The following is a 20715-nucleotide window of genomic DNA, read 5'->3' on the forward strand; positions in this document are numbered from 1 at the left end:
ATGGCAAACACTTACAATCGTCGGATAAACCTCTACATCAACGGCAAAGAGGTTAAAAACAATATAAAATCTATAAAGCAAGAATTTTATAAGGCAACTGCTCAGCTTAACAAAATGACTGTTGGCAGTGAAGAGTACAACCGACAATTAATGAAAGTTGGTAAGCTAAAAGGTATTATGGACGATCATAATGCTTCCGTGCGTCAGGCTGGGAAAGAATGGAGCAATACCGGCAACCAATTGAAGAAACAAAACGGAGTTATTGGTAAATTGGTAGGATCTGCAAAAGGATTACTCCCAGCGTTTGGGTGGGCTGCAGTTATCGCCGGAGCAGTAAAAGGAGCCAAAGCCCTATTTAACCTATATACAGAAACAGCCAAAGCACGACGCGAAGCGGAGCGCCTTACTGGTCTAAGCGGTCAACCCCTGGCAGATTTTACTGCCTCCGTACAAGCAACAGCCGACACCTTCAATGAAGATTTTAGCGAGGTTTTAATTTCAACAAACAATTTTGCAAAAACTATGGGGATTTCTGCAGAAGAAGCCCTTAGTAAAATTAATGATGGATTCATCACCGGAGCCGACAGCTCGGGAGAGTTTTTGGACATACTCAAGGAATATGGCAGCCAGTTTAAAGCAGCTGGATTATCTGCAGACGAATCTATTGCCCTAATTACGCAGCAAGTTACATCTGGTGTTTATTCGGATAAAGGCATAGATGCAATCAAAGAAGCAACTATTAGTCTCCGGGAAATGACACCGGCCACAAAAGCTGCAATCGACAATATCGGAATTAGCTCAAACGAACTGCAGGCTAAACTCCGAGATGGATCCATTTCTGCTTTTGATGCAATTCAGATGATTAGCAATCGACTGGCAGAACTACCACCACAAAGCACTGAGGTAGGTACGGCCATTGCCGATATTTTCCGTGGAGCCGGTGAAGATGCTGGTCTGGAATACATCGCAATGCTGGGACAGGCAGAATTGAGTTTAGAGAAAGTAAAAGAAGGAGTTGGTGAAAATGCAATAGTTCAAGAAATACTATTGGAGGCTAACACCAAACTAAAACAAGCCTGGGGAGAATTAATGGGAACCGGAACCGGAACCTTTACTGCCATTAAAGCCACCGCAACCGAATTAATGGCCAACGGAATAGTTTCTCTTTCAAGAGGTATTAAAAATGTTCGCGACTGGTTTATTGAACTTTACAATGGTAGCTTGCCTGTTCGTGCAGGATTTCAATATATGATTTCCAGCTGGATTACAGGTTTTAATATCGTAAAGACAGCTGTTCAGGCATTATGGGAAAACCTTAAGTTAGGAGGAAAACTTATAAAAGCCGTTTTAACTTTTGATCTTGATGGAATCAAAACTGCCTTTCAGGAATACAGCGACAACACTAAGGCCGCTGTTGTTGCCAATGCTCAAAAAGTGGCGAGTACCTGGAAGAGTGCATATGAAAATACAATTAATGGAAAAATTGAAGTTGGTGGCAATATTACTACAGATCCCACTGTTCAAACAAATGAACTGCCTGTTCCAATTGAAACAACGACAAATGATCCTTCTTCCCTGATCGGAAGAAATACAGAATCGATGGAACAGCTAGACTCTATCGATCCCCGAATAGAAACGGAGGAATCTCTTACAGATACTGTTTTAGAACAAACAAAGCTAAGACAAAAAGCCCTGGATAATGAGCAAAAAGCGGCAGAAGAAAGAGCAGCTATTGATGCTCAACTTCAGGAACAAAAGAAAGCAGCTTATTTATCAACACTTGATACAATTATCGGTGTGTTTGGCGAAGAAAGCAGAATTGGGCAGGCAGCATTAATGGCTAAGCAAGCCTGGGCAATTGCCGAAACAATCATCAATATTGCCAAAGGAACGGGTGAAACTGCAGCCAGTGTTCCTTTTCCGGCAAACATACCTTTAATAGCTGGATATGTGGCCCAAGTGGCAGGTCTAATTGGAACGATAAAAAAAGCTACCGGGAAAACTAAAGGATTCTCGCTGGGAGGCTACACCGGCGACGGCGCAACGCTTGAACCAGCCGGCATTGTACACAAAGGCGAATATGTAGTTCCTAACTACCTCATGAGAACACCAGCAATCGCCGATATGGTTTCAGCCATTGAAACAATGCGCACTAACCCGGTATCGGTTAACTCTTCACTGTCTAGAATGTATTCAGATGGTGGCTATACTAGTATTGATAACAGTGCAATAGATAGCTTAAATCCAGAACCTGAAAACTCAGATATCCAAAGACTACAAGACTCCGTAGGGAAACTACACAGTTCTGTTGAAAGATTAAGCAAACAGAAATATTATGTATCAGTGGAACTGATAAAAAAACACCTTGACCTTTGGAATGACATTCAAATGCAAAGCGGCCTACTCCTATTGATTACATTATCGATCTGTTTATAATTTCAAAATATAATATTATGGAAGCAACAACACAAAGCACCAGGGTGGCTGCAGCAGCTGCACCGGAAACACAAGAGTTTGAACCTAAACTGATCGGAGATCCTGATTTTAAAAGGCTTGATGAAATCAATAGGGCATATGAAAAACTGTTTGGGCTTACCGAGCAATTAAAGAGAGAACTGGAAGAATGTCTAAAGAGAGAAAAACCATTCTCTTTTACTGAATTTCTTGATTTTCTTACAAGCGATACTCAAAAGTGGATCTATACAAAACATATTGAGTACAACAATTTGAATTATCCGGGAATAAATCTTGAGAAGTTAATAGAGCTTGAAGCTATTACAATTGAGGGAATAAACGATGTTTTAAACTCAAAGGCAGAGTTTGACAAACTGAAAGATACAGTTAAGAAACTAAGATTCAACTACCCTTTAATTAAGCTCTGGAACGAAGAAGATCAGCGATTTGCAGAAAATCAAGATTTCTGGGAAGCTGTTGATAAATTTTGCTCAAGAATTACCAAGTCAGAAGAACAAAATAGGATCCTCAAGAAGATGGAAAATCTTCGCGATGCTTTAAATGATTTGGTTGAAGAAGGGATAATCAGGCCAAATAATGGAATTCCTGAACTTGATCACTTAAAACATTGGCTACTTCTACCAAACAGATCAAATCTAACCGGATTTTCAGTTGATCGCACATTATTCCAAAGTTTCAGGATGAGTAAATACGAAATTAAAGGAATCCCTCAACATTGGAACACAAACCCGAATCTTCTTCTTTCAAACGAATAAACAACACACAAGATTTTAATGATTACAATTATGAGACAATTTAAACATGTAAACAAAGCACTCGGAGTAGAGCGTCTTGAATTAGTAAATGGAACCGCCAGTTTGCATATTGATCAAATTGATTCGCTTAACCGGACAATTGAAAAATTGGATGCTAAGGGCGAAAGAAAAATTACCCAAATAGAATCGGAAACGGCAACAGTTCAAAACGAGACTGCAAAATTCAAAGCAAAATCACTACGTTTTGGAGAAGCCCTGGATAGCATCGATCCGCTGGTAAAAGCTCAGAGCACTGTTGAAAAGAAAATTGCGGCGGTTAGGGCTATTCTTTCAGCAAAACCAGGTGTAAAACTGGATATGGATTTGAATGATAAACAACCGGGTTCAAAAGAAGAACAGCTGCTTGCGAAAGATCTAAAATCCGTTGATTGGGAAACCATTGACGCACTGGAGCACAACAAAAGAGCTGATGACATTAAGAGAAATTAGCTTTGTTTCATTATATGGATTGAGTATTTTTTGAGGTGTGGCTTTGCTGCACCTTTTTTTTCACGGTAACAATAGATCTTCAAAAGGGAAATGTTCTCTGAGAAATTTGATATTATCTTCAACAACATTACCAGCGGTCACCCGGCTAGAAAGATCCCGATCATCCATTTTATGAAAATTAATATTATACAGAGTTCTTAAGTCTTTAACAAAAAGAGAATTCATTTCAATCCTCGTCAGCCCAAATGCAGATGAATATATATTTGGCATATAACCGTTTGTGAAAAATTTGATTCTTGGAAATCCTATTCTTTTCAAATTATCCGGATGAAATCCGAAACCTAAAAAAACAATATTATTACACTCTTTTAATTCATCATGCAATTGATTAAATATTGTCATATCATCAACTTCGAATATAATTTTTAGATTTTCTGATACTGCCCGGAGTGATTCAAAATTATGTACCGTATCGAGCGCCCCGAATTCAGTCATTCCTAGGTTTCCATGAAGATGATGTATGGGAATACTTTTCAACAATTTTATATATTTCTCGTTTTCTTGAAACATACTTTTTGATGCTCCCTGAAAGAAATACCTGAGAGATCTGTCATAGTTAAAAGTATAAAAACTGAAACTATATTTTTCAGAATCGACAAGGTATATCTTCGACCAAATGTGTTGATACCAATCTCCAGTCAATTTCTTTTCTTTCAGACATTTTTGCTCAGCTTCAAGCAAATGGTATGCGATACACATTTTTCCTATATCAACATATTTGGGCCAGTTATTAAGAAACACATCAATCGAGTAACTCTGAGATCTACTTAGATCATTTCTAAAACCATCAATAAGAGTGTATGGCATTCCTTTAATCAGGATTCTTGGCAGTGGATGATTGAAGGATTCTTTTGATCGTAGGTCAGGCCTTACTGCTTGAAGTGAATTTATTATCGATTTAACAAGTCCCATCCCAGACGGAAAACCATAGGGCATACTTGCACCGGCACCAAGAATAAAAACTGTTTTGGTAGGCATATTTGATTTTTATTGATAAATATAGTGCAAATTTTATTTTGCGCAATCTGTATGATTTAGGGACAATTTCAAAATCACTCAAAATACCTGGTCGAACACATCAATACAATCCTTCTTTATTTCATCTGGCAAATCAGAATTATGTGCAAATCCAAATTTTACTCGATCGGATTGAGTCCACAACACCCAGTGATTATGAAGATGATCTCTTTCACCATCACTTTCAAACACCGGATCTCTTTCTTCAAAATATTTAATGTGTTTCTTCTCAACTTCCAGAAGCTTTTCTTTAAACTCTTCAGATTTTTGTTCGTAAGGTGATTGAAGCATTGGATTAAATTTTAGTTTCTACCAAAAGTATAAAATATTGATATCAATTTACAATCCACCTGTCCGAGTATTTCTTTATCAATTCTATTTGTTCAAAGGTGTAAGATTCAGGGGCGATTTCATAAATCATTGAACGACTACCAAAACATCCACAAAAAAAGAGCTAAATATTTAATATTCAGCTCTTTAACAGTAGTCCCGACGGGAATCGAACCCATATCTACAGTTTAGGAAACTGCTATTCTATCCGTTGAACTACGGGACCAATTGTTTTAATTTTTCTTTGCCTATGCCACTTTTATAATATTTTTCAAGCTTACGCGCTTCGATTCTATATCCACAAGTTTGCTGAAAAATTAATTTCCATGGCGTAAATCCTTTTGTTGATTTTGTTTTACCTGAGTTGTGTTCCCCAATCCTTCGATCTAAATCTTCAGTAAAACCAACATAAATTCTACCATCTTTTTCACTTTGTATGGCATATACCTTATAATCCATTACTTCAAATATAGCGAAAACTGCTATTCCCTGCCTGCCGGCAGGCAGGTATCTCTACCTGTCGGTAGACAGGCGTTGAACTACGGGACCATAAATGTGGCGCAAAAGTAGTTAAAAACCTGAATCCCGACAAATCGGTCTAAAATATTGTTGCCCTGTTTTTATTCACTATAATCTGAATCATTATCTTTGCACCTCAGTTTAAAAGAACAAGGATGTTAGACAAGATCAAAGCGTTACAGGAAGAAATTGACAGTATTGTAGCTTCAAGCCACGAAGAGGTTGAGGAATTACGCATAAAATACATCAGCAAAAAAGGACTTATCAGCCAGTTGTTCAACGACTTTAAAACGGTACCTGCCGAACAAAAAAAGGAGGTTGGACAGGCCATTAACACGCTTAAAACTTTTGCTTTAGAAAAAATTAACACGCTAAAAGAAGGTTTTGAGAACAATGGCAACGAAACCGCCGGACAGGATTTAACCATGCCCGGTGAGCCCATGAAACTGGGAACACGCCACCCATTGTCGCTGGTTAAAAATGAGATTATCGGAATTTTTGCGCGTCTTGGATTTACCGTTGCCGAAGGCCCTGAAATTGAAGATGACTGGCATGTGTTTTCTGCTTTGAACTTTCCGCCGGAGCATCCGGCACGCGATATGCAGGACACTTTCTTTATCGAAAAAGATCCGGATGTGCTTTTGCGTACCCACACTTCAAGTGTTCAGATTCGTGTAATGGAGCGCACCGAGCCGCCTATCCGTGCTATTTTCCCGGGGCGTGTTTTCCGTAACGAAGCAATTTCAGCACGATCGCACTGTATATTCCACCAAATTGAAGGCTTGTATGTGGATGAGAATGTTTCGTTTGCCGACCTAAAACAAACCTTATTACAGTTTGCCAAAGAGTTGTTTGGCGAAGACACAAAAATCCGTCTGCGTCCTTCGTACTTCCCGTTTACCGAGCCAAGTGCCGAAATGGATGTAAGCTGCTCGATTTGTGGAGGCAAAGGATGTAACGTTTGTAAATACACTGGCTGGCTCGAAATTCTGGGCTGCGGAATGGTTGATCCAAATGTATTGGAACTTTGTAATATCGACAGTAAAAAATACACAGGTTTTGCCTTTGGAATGGGAATAGAACGTATTACTATGTTACGTTACGGAATTAAAGATATACGCCATTTCTTCGAAAACGATGTGCGTTTCCTGAAACAATTTGAATCAGCAACCTAATACGATTAAAAAACAATTTATAATGATTAAAAAATTAACCTTTTTAACACTGTCATTGTTATGCCTTTTTTCCATGTCTTTTGCACAAGAAACATCAAAACGCCAGGCCGTTTACGCCGAATTAGGCGGTGCTGCTGTTTTAGGATCAATAAACTACGATTTTAGGTTTAAACCCGGCAACGATGGATTGGGAGCTCGTGTTGGCTTCGGATATGTTCCTGACGTACTCGTTCTGCCATTAGAATTGAACGGTTTAGTTGGAAAAAACAAAGTGGCATTTGAATATGGTGCGGGTATTTCTGTTGCCTATTTTACTGAAAACCACAATACCGGAAATCAAACTTTCCGAAGTGGCGACTCAAGAATTGGAATCATTTACCATGGAAAAGCCGGTATTCGGATAACGCCTGCAAACAACGGTTTCTTTTTTAATTTTAACTGTACACCCCTTGTTAATACTGAAGAAACACGACTGTGGTTCGGACTTGGTTTAGGCTATTCCTGGCATTAATTTCTGCCAGGACTTTTGGCTTAATATTCCTCATATTTTGTAACTACCACGTTAACACGAATTTAACAAACGAGCACACTCAAACATGTTATTTGGCATGTTAATATAAAAAGCCATACCTTTGTACCATACTTTTTAGTCTTTTATTCGACTGGGAAGAGAAATTAGAAACAGCCCGATCCTGAGGAACACAGAAAATAACAATTAAACATTTATAATTTTTTCGATTGGGCAACTAAATAATAATTGAATGGAAACAAAAGCAAATCAGAATCAGATTGTCATTAAAATGAATACTGAGAATGAGAAAAAAATGCTGCCGTTGAACTTTATTTTCACACTGGCGGCAGGTGCTATTGCCGGAATGGCAATTATTTTCAGTCTCTTCTGGGGATTGGAAAAGTTATTTGGAATGTAAACCACGTATTATAGAACTGAAAAGGCTCGCAATTGCGAGCCTTTTTTTATTGGTACTTTTATGTCATTTCTAACGAAGTGAGAAATCTGTAACTTGGCAGCAAAACTGTAATAGATTTCTCAGTCGTTCCTCATTCGAAATGACAGTCCTATTTCAAAACTTCTTCAATAGCCTCAAGTTCCTTATCACTAAAAGCAACATTCTTTAACATTTCCACGTTATCATCCAATTGTTTTACCGAGCTTGCTCCAATCAGCACCGAAGTAATTCTTTTATCGCGTAATATCCAGGCAAGTGCCATTTGTGCCAACGACTGCCCACGTTCCTGAGCAATAGTATTTAGTGCCACAATTTTGTCGTGTGCCGTTTCAACATGTTCTTTCTTCAGAAAAACTTCGCGGGTTGCTCTCGATCCTTCAGGAATTCCTTTTAGGTATTTATTGGTAAGCAAACCCTGTGCAAGTGGCGAAAACGGGATACAACCAATTCCCTCTTCCTCTAAAACATCCAAAAGTCCGTCTTCTACCCAGCGTTCAAACATCGAATAGCGTGGCTGATGGATTAAACATGGAGTTCCCAGTTCTTTCAAAATTTGGGCAGCTTCCTTTGCCATATCGGCCGGATAATTTGAAATACCTACATACAAAGCTTTCCCCGATCGCACAGCCCGGTCGAGCGCCATCATTGTTTCTTCAAGCGGCGTATCCGGATCGGGTCGGTGCGAGTAAAAAATATCAACGTATTCCAATCCCATTCGATTTAAACTCTGGTCGAGGCTGGCCAGCAAATTCTTACGGCTTCCCCATTCGCCGTAAGGTCCGGGCCACATCAGGTATCCCGCCTTGCTCGAAATAATCAACTCATCGCGATAGGCGCTAAAATCCTGCTTCAAAATTTTACCAAAATTTTCTTCTGCTGAACCGGGAGGCGGGCCGTAATTATTGGCCAGGTCGAAATGTGTGATACCCAAATCAAAAGCCCGGTGTAACATCGCCCGGCCATTTTCAAAAACATCAATTCCGCCAAAGTTATGCCACAATCCCAGCGAAACGGCAGGCAGCTTAAGCCCCCACTTTCCGCAGCGATTGTACTGCATTCCATCATATCTCGATTCTTTTGGTAAATAGGTCATACTATTAAATTTAATTGGTTATTGCTAAAAAATGCATTCAGAGTTGTTTGGAAACAATTCCAATTGCACCGCTTAAAGTTATTATTCTTTTGGCACTTTTCTAAATGAAAACAGCATCCTTTTCATCAATAGACGTTTTCAAAAATCAATGCCCGTACAAGAATTCAGGCATTTTCTGAAACTAATCGGCCTTAAAACCATATAAATAATACAGAAACTAAAATTGAATAGCCATGAGTGAAAAACTAGTTACTATTGTAGTATTACCTCTGGCGCGCGCCCATATTTTAAAAATGCGTTTGGAGGAAAAAGGAATTAAATGCGAATTGGAAGACGTTCATTTAATTGAAGGAGCTGCCACTTCAACTGTTCGGGTTAAAATTTTAGAAAACGACCTGAACGAAGCTTTTAAAGAAGTAGATATTTTACTGGGATTAAAATCCGGGAAACATAAGAAAGTGAGCAAACCCGGTCAAGTCCTTGTTCCTATTGATTTTTCCTCTGTATCGGAAAAAGCAGTACAAATGGCCTTTAATATTGCCAGTCATTTGAATGCTCAGCTGGTAATTATGCACTCGTACATAAGTCCAATACGCTTTTCAGTTCCCTATGGCGATATTTATCCTTACGACACCACCCTGTTAAAACAAACCGAGGATGCCGAGGAAGAAGCTAATCAGCAGTTTAAAAACTTTCTGGTCCCATTGGTGCAAACTATCGGGCCGGAGCTCTGGGAAAAAGTAAATCCGGAATATATTGTAAAACCCGGATATGCCGAGGAAGACATACTGGCTTATGCCGACGAACAACCTACCCGCTTGATTGTAATTGGTCGCGGAGGTGATAAAACATGGCCGGGAACAGTGGGCAGTGTAACCGCAGATATAATGTACAATGCACCGGTTCCTGTACTGGTTATTCCGGAAGATATGGAGCCCAAACCGATTGAAGAGTATAAAGAAGTGCTTTATGCTACCAATTTCGATGAAAAAGACTTTAATGCACTTGATAAGCTAATGAGCATTGTAAAATCGTACAAAGTAAGGGTTGTTTGCGCGCACGTTGGGCTTCCCGATGAATATGGCTGGGACATTGCCCGGCTGGAAGGAATGAAAGATATTTTACACAAGAAATACGAGAATAAGGAATTTGAGTGCAAGCTGATTATGGGTAACGACGTTTTAGATACGCTTGAAAGCACTATTAAAAATGATCCCGTAGATATTTTGGCACTAACTACACATAAACGAGGTATGATTTCGCGGCTTTTTAACCCAAGCCTGGCGCGAAAAATGGTGTTCCATACGCATATTCCATTGTTGGTATTTCATGCCTAAAGTTATTGTTTGAGGTTCAACACTTTAAAAAAATTGCAATCCCCGATTTTTAGGATGGTAAAAGCACCTGCTCTGAGTAAGTTCAGTTGGGCACGGTCTTGTGCAAACCGGAAATAACTTCCTTTGCCGTTTTGGGCACAAACTCATGTTGAACTAAAACTTACTGCTATAAAAAATCTAAAAAGTTGCGATAAAGCCTCTTTACATTTCGTTTTTTGAACATTCCGTGGCTATTTCAGGATGTTTAAATAAACTCGATGACCATTTCGTTGTTAATAGATTTAGTAAAATTGTAGTTTTGTGGCACAGCTAATCAATGCTTAGTTAGATTTTGATAAATATTACTCTGATAAAACCAAATCTTCAATGATCAAAACCCGAAGGTCAACCCAATTAATTTTTCTGTTTCTGCTTCTCATTTGTCAACAAATGAGTTTTGGAGCCTCCGGTAATAGTGAACAAGCTGATAGCTTGCATCAGGAAGTGCAAAATAAAGAAGGAGAGGAAAAAATACGTGCACAGCTGGATTTGGCAATGTACTTCATGGTAGAGAACAATACTGAGGCCCAGTCCGTTGCCCATTCAGCTTTAGCTGCTGCTAAAAAATTAAAAAACCAAACCTTGCAAATGGAGGCCTTTTTTATTTTGGGTCGCGTTAGCCACTCACTTAACAACATTAACCGCTCTCAAACCTTCTTTGACAGCGCCCTCACTATTGCAAACCAACTCGATGATTCCTGGATGCAGAGCAATATCTTAATGCGAACCGGAATTAACCAACACACCCAGAGCGACCATTTAAAAGCGTTGCAATCGTTTACTATGTCAATTCAAGCTGGTCGTCAGTCAAATAATTTTCGTGCTGTTGGTGCATCCTATTCAATGATGGGAACTGTTTTCAGAGTTAACGGTTTGTACGACCGCGCTATTGAATATATTATTAAAGCACGATTAAATTACGAAAAAGCAGAGTATACAGAAGGTTATGCCTGGTCGGCCTATCTGCTAGGCCGTATTTATGCCGATCTTAAACTAATGGATAAGGCGATGGAATACTACAAACTCTCGCTCGAAACATATGAACGACAAGCGAAGCAGGATAATAACTTAAACGGGGTTGCTATTTGTTACGAGCAGATAGGTATTTTAAACTTATTAACGGGAAAAATTGATGAAGCACGTAAAAACATAGAATACACCCTACAAATACACGAAGTTACAGGTTCGAAATTTGGTATCGCCAATGCATACAAAAATCTGGGCCGTGTCGAATATTTCTCCGGAAACTATGCCTTAGCCGAAGAATACCTTAAAAAAGCCTTAAGTTCGAAAATTGAAATGGGCGATATGCTCAGCAAACCTTCCATTTATCTGTATTTGGGATTATGCGATATCAACACCGGCCGCCCCGATGATGGTTTAGCCAACATTCACAAAGGCCTCGATCAAGCTATTATTAATAACCAAAAACGTATTCAACTAGATATTTATTCTAAACTAAGCGACATTTATCTTGATCGTAACGATCTGGAGAAAGCACTTGCCTGCCAACAACATCAAATTAGCATACAGAACTCAATGCTTTTAGGTGCGGCAAATATTAAACTTGAACAGTTGCAAGGTATTTATGAGCTTGATGCAAAAAACAGCCAGATTGCAGCGTTGGAACAACAAAACGAAATAAACAGGCTGGAACTGAAACAAAACCGTACTTCGGGAATTTTATTGATAATGGCGATTTTGCTGGCTATTATTATTGCAATCATCATTTATGTTTTTTACCAGCGGTTACGCCAAAAAAACAGTCAACTTGAAGAAGCAAACATTGCAAAAGACAAGTTTTTTGCCATTATTGCCCACGACCTTCGTGGCCCTGTTCACACTCAAACATCTTTTCTTGATCACCTGCACCAGGAATTTGATTCGCTCGAAAAAGACGAACTAAAAAAACTGCTAAAGCTGCTTGTCTCATCATCGGAACATATCAGCGATCTGCTCGACGACCTGTTGCTTTGGGCGCAATCGCAGGTGAAAAAGATGGAAGTAAAAACAACCGAGCTCGAACTCAATCGTGTAATTCAAAATACGGTTGAAACTCTGAAACAATCGGCAAAGCTGAAACAAATAAATATCTCACTTGATACCGACAATAAGCTTAAAGTTTTGTCCGACGCCAACATGCTTCAAACAATTATCCGCAATATAATTAGTAATGCCATAAAGTTCACACCTCGCGGCGGATCTGTTAGTGTAAAAACCTTTGACTCCGGGCAGGGACAGGTGACCATAAACATCACCGACACTGGTTTGGGCATGGCCCCCGAAAAATTGAACAAGCTATTTGACATCACCTCAAAAAACCATTCACAAGGAACTGAAAATGAAAAAAGTACCGGTCTCGGACTTATTTTGGTAAAAGACTTTATTGAAAAAATAATGGAAGTATAAACATTGAAAGTGAAGTTGGAAAAGGTACATCTGTTATTGTTACCATTCCGCGCGCCTAAATTGTTGGTTAAAGTTAAAAGTCCGGGACAGTATTGTTTCCGAAAATACCGCCACGGACAATAGTTTCTGCTTTACCGGATCACATTAATTCATTCGTCATCATCCCGCTCCGGAAAATCATTTGAAAGCATTACCAAGGCCTTTTCCAAACGCTGATACAAGTTACTAATATGCGTTCCCTCATAAGCCTCAAACTGGTGTTTTATGTTCATGGCACTCATTTGCTGGTCGAGCGTCACATTTGGCGGATACATCATCAGGTCATCACTCATACCACAATCAAAATATACAGTTTTCAGCTTTTTTAAACCTTGCCTGTATTTCTGACTCAAAACCATCAGATTTTGCTCATCAACTTTTTTCATCAATTCCTCATCCAATACAGGTTCTCCGTTAACATAAGTAAAAGGTAATTCGGCTAAATATGGAAGTTTTGCAGGATTAGGCAACCAGGCTTGCATAAGGAAATACACCGTGTTATTTACAAACTTAAATGGTTGCATCGGATCGTATGGTATCGGTCCGGCGGGTGCTCCCATTGGCTCCCACATATCATCTTCAACCGGCATAAATGAAGCCATATACATTATGGTTTCGCGCGGAAAATGAGCAGGAGATAAACCAGCGGTATAACGGAAAATATCAGGATGTTTCATCGCCAGTTTCATTGCGCCGTAACCACCTGCACAATGGCCGGTAATAGCTCTCCAGTTAAAATGATCGATGGTGCGGAAGTTGCTGTCGATAAAATGAACGAGGTCTTTGCAAATATAATCTTCGCACTTTCCTAAAACCGGAGAGTTGGTATAAGACGAAACACCAAACAGTGTGCGCGCATCAGGGAATACAATTATTGCCTCCTGCATTCCTTTATTATCTACAAGGTCGTTTAGCCAATCTTCCAATTCAACGCACGGATAATCAACCGATGCCTGCAGTTGGGCCACCTGTCTAAAAATTTCAAATGGAACAGGTTCCATCATCATTTTCCCCCAGGCAGGCATTCCGTGCAAAAAGTATATAACAGGAAAATGTTTATCAAGACTGGTATAATAGCTCTTTGGCAAATACACATAAACCGGTCGGTCGGCCGGATCGCCAATAAGATTACCCTCAAGCGCTTTACTGTGCATATTAGCAGTAACAATGGTTCCAGCCGCAACCATCGCTGCTTTCTCAGGTTGTAAACTGTCGGTATCAGGAGATTCAAAATTGTCCTGACAGGCAGGCAGAATAAAAAGACCAATTACGATCAGGATTAAAATTTTTGTTTTCATTGCAGTACATTTTTTAGATTAAATTTATCCACAATGTACAGTACAACCCACTAACCGGCTTTCCGGTTTTTCCCAAATACTTCCTTAATCTTCCCAGGAATCAATTGTAGCTTTTTTCGCTTTCGTGCATTAAAAATTCGCGCGGACTTTTGCCAAATTCTTCTTTGAATACCTGGCTGAAAGTACTTAAGCTTTTCATACCAACCTCGTAACCAATTTCAGTGATGTTCATCGACGAAGAACTTAAGAGATGTTTAGCTTTTTGCATGCGCAACGACCGGATATAACGTGCTACCGATTGATTGGTTAAGGCCTTAAACTTGCGGTACAGCTGTGATTTGCTCATCGCCATTTCCTCACACAACTCAGGTATGGAAAAATCCTCATTGTTAAGGTTCTCACTAATGGTGCTATTCAGCTTTTTCATAAACCGGTCTTCGCGTTGCATAATCGGGTCCTTGCTGTAATCAAATCCGTTGCCTTTGCTAAAACGCTCGTAGAGTTTCTTTCGTAACTCCAGCAGTTTTTGCAGGCGTACCAGCAATTCCTGTTGATTAAACGGTTTTACCACATAAGCGTCGGCACCTTGCTCCAAGCCTTCAATTCGCGATGGAATATCCGCTTTTGCCGTCAGCAAAACAATGGGAATATGACTTGTACGAAAATCCTCCTTTAGTTTTTTACAAAGCTCAAAACCATCCATTCCGGGCATCATAATATCACTTATAATCACATCCGGAATTTCGTTAACTGCTTTTTCGAAACCTTCCTTGCCATCTTTTGCCAGCTGAATGCGAAAATAATCGGAATAACAGGCTTGCAAATAAGCCAAAACATCAGGATTATCTTCAACAATTAATAAACGCTCCTTTTTTGTTTGCTGAGTTTCAACAGGCTCTTTTTCTGCCACGATTTTCTCTTCAGCTTCCGGTAGCGCTTGCTCCCGCTGCTGAAACTCTTTCGCATGTAAGGTACTTTTAACAGGCAGTTTTACGGTAAACGCTGTCTCCTTAGTGGGAACGGAATGTACCTGAATTGTTCCGTTTAACAAGACTACCAACTCGCGGGTAAGTGCCAGGCCAATTCCGGCACCACCGGCCTTTCGAGTATTTTTGTCATCGGCCTGGTAAAATCGGTCGAAGATTTTATTCTGTTTTTCTGTAGGAATTCCAATACCATTATCGCTCACAATTATATTCAACATCCCATTTTCAACAAAAACATGCATTTTTACAGCTCCGCCTGCCGGAGTAAACTTGATGGCGTTACCTAGCAAATTAGAAACGATTACCGTTGTTTTTTCCGGATCAAAGTCAAGCACATACGACTGCTTATCAGCTTCAAAGTTCATTTTTATGTTTTTCTCTTCGGCATAATACTCTTGCAGCTGAAAAACATACCGAAGAAATGGAACAATGTTAGCACTGATCTTTTTTACTGACAAACTGCCCGATTCCATTTTACTCAGCTCTAACAATTGATCGACCAGTTGCAGAAGGCTTTTGCCGTTTTTTATTATTGTTTTGGCAAGTTCCGGGCTGTTTTTTCTACCCGAACGCAGCGAATCGGCCAACCCCAGAATCACAGTTAACGGTGTACGAAACTCGTGAGTAATGTTGGTATACAACCTTGTTTTCGCCTCGCTCATTTCCTTTTGCCGTTGTGCTTCGCGTTCTTCCATTTTTGCAAACAGGTTAACAGCGTACAGGCTAAAAAAGAAGATATATCCTGTAATGGTGATCAGGCTTACAAAAAAGAAAATAAGGTTTTGTTGCGGGTTGAGCACTTGTTGTTTGGGGAAATAAGGATCCAATACAAACAAGCTTAACATAGCAAGCAAAAACACTATACTTACCGGCAAAATAAGCTTTGGTTTGCGCAAAATTACTGAGCTGGTTACTGCCTGAATGGCCAGCAGAAATAATCCACCGCATGTTAACAATCCACCCATGCGTGCAACATACACCGATGAAATCACGATCATCAGGATTTTGAATAGCTTAATTAAAAAATCCATCTTGCGGGCATAATAAAATATGGCGGTCGACACACAGACAATTGGGATATAAATGAGGCTGAATTCGAAAATCAATCTGGCAGAAATGATCCACGCAACAATCAATAGTACCAATAAACCGGTTATAGCAAACACACCCTGCACCATCATATATTTTTTCCCCAGCTTATCCCACTCGCTTAACGCTTCGTTTTCGGTTAAACGCTGCAGAAAAAGATCAATACGCTCCGGAAGTTGACTCAATCGTAACATTGGTCTTGTTTTTAGTGTTTTTCTAATCCGATGATTTACAGTATTATCAAGTGCAAGATGCTGTATTTCCTTTATACTTTATTTTTCTGAAAAGGTTGGGGTGATATAAATCGCATAAGAAAGAACACAGCGAACACAAAATGAGCCAATAACTCATTATATTTCAACATATTATTTGATTTTAAAAAGGGATATCGTAAATTACAGACTAATTTGTCCTTAAATATCGCTTCATGAAAATTTTAAAATTAAAAAAAGCGTTCTTGCTGAGCTTATTTGTATGTATTTCTGTTTATGGTTTCTCTCAGATTCAGGGTTCGGTAAAAGACACGCTGAACCAGCCGATAGCATTTGCAAACGTACTTTTAATGCACGCAAAAGATTCTTCTGTTGTTTCCGGGGTGATGGCCACCGAAGAAGGAACGTATTCTATTACTGAATTTAAACCCGGCACGTACCTGATTGGCGTTAGCCTAATTGGTTATAAACCGGCCTGGACTTCTCCGTTTGAAGTAAAGTCATCTAATGATCATATTCACGAACAAGCTATTATTGTTGAACCAGATGTTCATCAAATTAAAGATGTAAATGTGGTAGCCAAAAAACCCATTTATGAGCTAAAAATGGATCGTATGGTGGTGAATGTAGAAAACAGTATCACATCGAGTGGAAATACGGCACTGGAAATACTCGAAAAATCTCCAGGCGTTCTTGTTGATCGTCAAAACAGCAGCATTTCAATGGCAGGCAAAGGTGGGGTACAGGTAATAATTAATGGCAAACAAAACCGGATGCCCATTGAAGCAGTGATGCAAATGCTTGACGGGATGAACGCCGACAATGTAAAAAGAATAGAACTGATTACCACTCCTCCGGCAAAATATGATGCTGAAGGGAACGCGGGTATAATCAATATAGTATTACAAAAAAGTGAAGATTTTGGGACAAATGGTACATTCTCTTTGGGAGCCGGGATGTCAGATCGCGAAAAAATGAATGCAAGTCTCAACCTTAATCATCATGTGGAGAAGTTTAATTTTTATGGAATGTACAATGTAAATTTCAATAACCAAAAGTCTAATATCACAACTTATAACTCCTTTCAACAAGGAAACAATAGCGTTGAATCTTACGGTAAAAGTATTCGCTCGGCATTGATTCTTTATCAGAATATACGAATGGGTATCGACTACACTTTAAGTAGCAAAACAACACTCAGTTTTCTTACAAACGGCTATATCCGCGATTACGATATGGATGCATATAATAATATAAACTACTTCACAGAAGGTGTTGAAACAAACCTTTCCAGGTTGGAGACCAAAGAGCTCAACAAATGGATACATGGAATGGGAAACCTAAACCTGAATCATCGTTTTCATGAAGAGGAAGTGCTGGATTTTAATGTTGATTACCTGAATTATCATAACGACAATCCATCAGATTTTACGCTCGAAAATTATCAATCTTCGGGAGATTTTATTGATGGAGAGGATATTGAGATCACCAAAACTACACCCATCGATATTTTAGTTGGAGCGGTGGATTACACTAACCGTAAAAATGAAAAAATAAAATGGGAGCTTGGCTTAAAAGAGACTTTAACGTGGTTTACCAACGATGTTGCTGTAAAATATTTTCGTGATGGACGGTGGGAATACGATCCTGAACTGACCAATAAATCGTGGCTAAATGAAAATATTTCTGCCGCATACGCATCAGTAAACTGGCAAATGACTGAAAATACCGGAGTAACAGCAGGATTACGCTACGAATACCTGAATTCGGTTCTCGACACAGAAGAAGAAAAAGGGATCGTGGATCTTCATTACGGGAAATTATTTCCAACCTTTTATACTTCGCATAAACTGAACGAAAACAACACCATCCAATTCTCCTACAGCAAACGAATTGATCGGCCAACTTTTAATGAATTAGCCCCTTTTGTAACTTTTGTAACCCCCGAAACGTTTGTGGCCGGAAACGAAAATCTGGTGCCGGCTATGAGTGACATTTTTAGGCTTGATTACCAGATGAAATCATACATTCTTTCCTTTAGTTACACCAACACCAAAAATTCAATTTCGAGATTTCAGCCGGTATGGAGTGAAGATGGAGAAAGGCAGTATTTTGTTTCGAGGAACATGGATAAATCGGAAAATGTTTCGGGAGTACTTGCCCTGCCAGTAACGGTAACAGAATGGTGGAAAATGCAGAATAATATTTCCTGGGTATGGCAACGATTGGCTACCGATTATGAGGGAACTGCGATTAATTACAAACAGAATTATTATAACGTCAGCACCAACCAAAGTTTTACAATTAGCAAACAGGTTTCGGCAGAAGTAAGTGGTTTTTACCGTTCTAAATCGTTGGCCGGTATTTTTGTGCAAAAACCATTAGGGCGACTGGATTTAGGAATCCAGTGGAGCTCAAAAAGCCAGAACAGTCGGCTTAACCTAAATCTGTCGGATGTTTTTAAAACACAACTGATCAAGCGGGAAGCAAAGGTTCCGGAACTTGGCATAGATAATTCTTTTGAGCTCGATTTTGAGCCGCGTGTGCTGCGTTTAACATTTACCCATAATTTTGGAAATAAAGCCATTAAAATACGGAAACGAAATACAGCCTCCGAAGAAGAACAAAGAAGAGTAACGAATTAAATCTTACGAAAAGTTGAAAATAACGGAATCAACAGGGATTGCAGAAGTAATCATCTGTAAAACCTTTATTGAAGACCGTTTCGCAATTCCATATATTAATACTGGCATTGTCCCTATCACAAGGGAGCACTGCCACTCACCCCCGGCAAACGACAGTTTTCCCTAAAAGCCCCTGTCTGCCACTACTTAAAGGTAATAATCCCATTATCTTTTTATTCAAAACAATGTGCCCTAACTTGAACACCATCGCATTAAAAACCAGTGGAAAAATGAAGATATTATTAGTATATCCGGAATACCCCGACACCTTTTGGAGTTTTAAATACGCGCTGAAATTTGTATCCAAAAAAGCGGCATATCCACCACTGGGATTAATTACTGTGGCATCGTTGTTACCCCTGCATTGGGAAACAAAACTGGTAGATATGAACATTGAAAAACTACACAGCAAAGACCTGGAGTGGGCCGATTATGTTTTTCTGAGTGCTATGAATACCCAGATTCAATCCGCCATAACAGTAATCAGCCGTTGTAATCACCTGAAAGTTCCGGTTGTTGCGGGCGGGCCACTTTTTACTGCTGATTACAAAAAATTTGACAACGTCGACCATTTGGTTTTAAACGAAGCAGAAATTACACTACCACATTTTCTTGCCGATTTGGAAAATGGCACCCCAAAACACCTCTACAAAACCAATCAGTTTGCCTCGATGCAAGAATCGCCCTTACCAGATTACAAGTTGGTAAAACGGAATAAATACACCTCAAAATCCATTCAGTTTTCGCGCGGATGCCCGTTTAACTGCGAGTTTTGCGATATTACCGCTTTACTGGGCCACCAGTGCCGGCTAAAATCTACCGAACAGATTATTGCTGAACTGCAAAACCTTTACGAGCTGGGATGCCGTGGTGATGTGTTTTTTGTTGACGACAATTTTATCGGAAATAAAAAACGACTAAAATCAGATCTTTTGCCGGCAGTTATCGTCTGGATGCAACAACATAATTATCCTTTCCACTTTTCCACCGAAGCCTCTATAAACCTGTCGGACGATGATGAATTAATGGACCTGATGACACAGGCAGGATTCCTGAGTGTTTTTATTGGCATTGAAACCCCCCAAGAAGTGGGACTTGACGAATGTAACAAAGTGCAAAACAAAAACCGGAACCTGATTGGCAGTGTAAAAAAAGTACAGGCAGCCGGCATGGAAGTTTTGGGCGGATTTATCATTGGTTTCGACAGCGACACACCCAACATCTTTCAACAACAAATTCAGTTTATCCAGGAAAGTGGTATTATTTCGGCCATGGTTGGTTTGTTGAATGCTCCAACCAAATCCTTACTTTACAAAAGACTAAAATCCGAAGGCCGGATTCTGGCCGATTGGGACGGCGACAATACCAGCAATATCATGAATTTTATACCCAAAATGGACAGCGAAAAACTGAAAAATGGTTTTAATCAGGTGATTCAGGGAATATACGGAAGCGAGGCATTTTACGAGCGGGTAAAAATTTTCCTGAAAGACTTTCATCCAAAATTGAATTCCAAGAACAAAATGAATTTTATCAAATTAAAGGCATTTTTTAAGTCGGTTTTTATTATTGGTATAATCGACCGTGATAGGAAATATTACTGGAAACTGTTTTTCTGGAGTTTACTGCACCGACGCGACCTCTTTCCAATGGCCATTACATATGCCGTTTACGGTTATCATTATAAAAAATCGTATGCTAAAATATTTTAGTTGAGTTCAATTTTGCACTTGCTTACACC

General features: G+C 39.5%; 16 protein-coding genes and 1 tRNA gene. 10 read left to right on the forward strand and 7 right to left on the reverse strand.

From position 1 onward, the window contains the following. Genes G0Q07_RS01250 through G0Q07_RS01260 form a run of 3 tightly spaced genes read left to right on the forward strand, consistent with a single transcriptional unit; the run spans position 1 to position 3719 of the window. Positions 1 to 2436, forward strand: coding sequence for a phage tail tape measure protein (locus tag G0Q07_RS01250; RefSeq protein WP_163344371.1), 2436 nt, complete (start codon positions 1 to 3; stop codon positions 2434 to 2436). A 17-nt stretch (positions 2437 to 2453) separates the two neighbouring features. Beyond that, positions 2454 to 3230 (forward strand): hypothetical protein, encoded by a 777-nt coding sequence (locus G0Q07_RS01255; RefSeq protein ID WP_163344372.1) that lies wholly within the window; start codon positions 2454 to 2456, stop codon positions 3228 to 3230. A 30-nt stretch (positions 3231 to 3260) separates the two neighbouring features. Then, positions 3261 to 3719: a hypothetical protein gene (locus G0Q07_RS01260; protein WP_163344373.1), complete on the forward strand. Its 459-nt coding sequence runs from the start codon at positions 3261 to 3263 to the stop codon at positions 3717 to 3719. 60 nt (positions 3720 to 3779) lie between these two features. Here the strand turns inward: G0Q07_RS01260 and G0Q07_RS01265 are convergent, their stop codons facing one another. The 4 genes from G0Q07_RS01265 to G0Q07_RS01280 all read right to left on the reverse strand — a co-directional run bounded on the left by G0Q07_RS01265 (position 3780) and on the right by G0Q07_RS01280 (position 5585). After that, entirely contained in the window at positions 3780 to 4757 is a 978-nt protein-coding gene (locus G0Q07_RS01265) for a hypothetical protein (protein ID WP_163344374.1), read from the reverse strand. Between the two features lie 78 nt (positions 4758 to 4835). Continuing rightward, complete coding sequence (locus G0Q07_RS01270; protein WP_163344375.1) at positions 4836 to 5087, reverse strand: hypothetical protein; 252 nt, start codon at positions 5085 to 5087, stop codon at positions 4836 to 4838. A 193-nt stretch (positions 5088 to 5280) separates the two neighbouring features. Continuing rightward, a tRNA-Arg gene (locus tag G0Q07_RS01275) sits at positions 5281 to 5352 on the reverse strand. Continuing rightward, positions 5343 to 5585 carry a GIY-YIG nuclease family protein gene (locus G0Q07_RS01280; RefSeq protein WP_163344376.1) on the reverse strand — a complete coding sequence of 81 codons (243 nt, stop codon included), beginning with the start codon at positions 5583 to 5585 and terminating at the stop codon, positions 5343 to 5345. The genes G0Q07_RS01275 and G0Q07_RS01280 overlap by 10 nt, the downstream gene beginning before the upstream one ends. 215 nt (positions 5586 to 5800) lie before the next feature. Here G0Q07_RS01280 and pheS point away from each other — a divergent pair, with 215 nt between their 5' ends. From pheS to G0Q07_RS01295, 3 genes are all read left to right on the forward strand, one after another. Beyond that, a complete protein-coding gene (gene pheS / locus G0Q07_RS01285; protein WP_163344377.1) occupies positions 5801 to 6820 on the forward strand; it encodes a phenylalanine--tRNA ligase subunit alpha in 1020 nt (339 codons plus the stop codon). Positions 6821 to 6842: 22 nt separating this feature from the next. Continuing rightward, entirely contained in the window at positions 6843 to 7331 is a 489-nt protein-coding gene (locus tag G0Q07_RS01290; protein ID WP_163344378.1) for a hypothetical protein, read from the forward strand. 250 nt (positions 7332 to 7581) lie between these two features. Then, entirely contained in the window at positions 7582 to 7749 is a 168-nt protein-coding gene (locus tag G0Q07_RS01295; protein ID WP_163344379.1) for a hypothetical protein, read from the forward strand. A gap of 148 nt (positions 7750 to 7897) precedes the next feature. Here the strand turns inward: G0Q07_RS01295 and mgrA are convergent, their stop codons facing one another. Further along, the gene (gene mgrA, locus G0Q07_RS01300) at positions 7898 to 8881 is read right to left on the reverse strand and encodes an L-glyceraldehyde 3-phosphate reductase (protein ID WP_163344380.1); all 984 of its coding nucleotides are present in this window, start codon (positions 8879 to 8881) and stop codon (positions 7898 to 7900) included. Between the two features lie 233 nt (positions 8882 to 9114). On the opposite strand from mgrA, the gene G0Q07_RS01305 reads away from it, so the two are divergent. Both G0Q07_RS01305 and G0Q07_RS01310 read left to right on the forward strand, forming a co-directional pair. Beyond that, positions 9115 to 10218 (forward strand): universal stress protein, encoded by a 1104-nt coding sequence (locus tag G0Q07_RS01305; RefSeq protein ID WP_163344381.1) that lies wholly within the window; start codon positions 9115 to 9117, stop codon positions 10216 to 10218. A gap of 429 nt (positions 10219 to 10647) precedes the next feature. Continuing rightward, positions 10648 to 12666, forward strand: a complete 2019-nt coding sequence (locus tag G0Q07_RS01310) for a tetratricopeptide repeat-containing sensor histidine kinase (RefSeq protein WP_163344382.1) — start codon at positions 10648 to 10650, stop codon at positions 12664 to 12666. Positions 12667 to 12815: 149 nt separating this feature from the next. Here G0Q07_RS01310 and G0Q07_RS01315 read toward each other — a convergent pair whose 3' ends face one another. After that, entirely contained in the window at positions 12816 to 14003 is a 1188-nt protein-coding gene (locus G0Q07_RS01315) for an alpha/beta hydrolase (protein ID WP_163344383.1), read from the reverse strand. 100 nt (positions 14004 to 14103) lie between these two features. Beyond that, positions 14104 to 16272: a hybrid sensor histidine kinase/response regulator transcription factor gene (locus G0Q07_RS01320; RefSeq protein WP_163344384.1), complete on the reverse strand. Its 2169-nt coding sequence runs from the start codon at positions 16270 to 16272 to the stop codon at positions 14104 to 14106. A 233-nt stretch (positions 16273 to 16505) separates the two neighbouring features. Here G0Q07_RS01320 and G0Q07_RS01325 point away from each other — a divergent pair, with 233 nt between their 5' ends. Both G0Q07_RS01325 and G0Q07_RS01330 read left to right on the forward strand, forming a co-directional pair. Beyond that, positions 16506 to 18935, forward strand: coding sequence for a TonB-dependent receptor domain-containing protein (locus G0Q07_RS01325; RefSeq protein ID WP_163344385.1), 2430 nt, complete (start codon positions 16506 to 16508; stop codon positions 18933 to 18935). A gap of 269 nt (positions 18936 to 19204) precedes the next feature. Next, positions 19205 to 20686: a B12-binding domain-containing radical SAM protein gene (locus tag G0Q07_RS01330; RefSeq protein ID WP_163344386.1), complete on the forward strand. Its 1482-nt coding sequence runs from the start codon at positions 19205 to 19207 to the stop codon at positions 20684 to 20686. The last annotated feature ends 29 nt before the right edge of the window (positions 20687 to 20715 follow it).

It is taken from the genome of Draconibacterium halophilum (assembly GCF_010448835.1).
GTDB lineage: Bacteria > Bacteroidota > Bacteroidia > Bacteroidales > Prolixibacteraceae > Draconibacterium > Draconibacterium halophilum.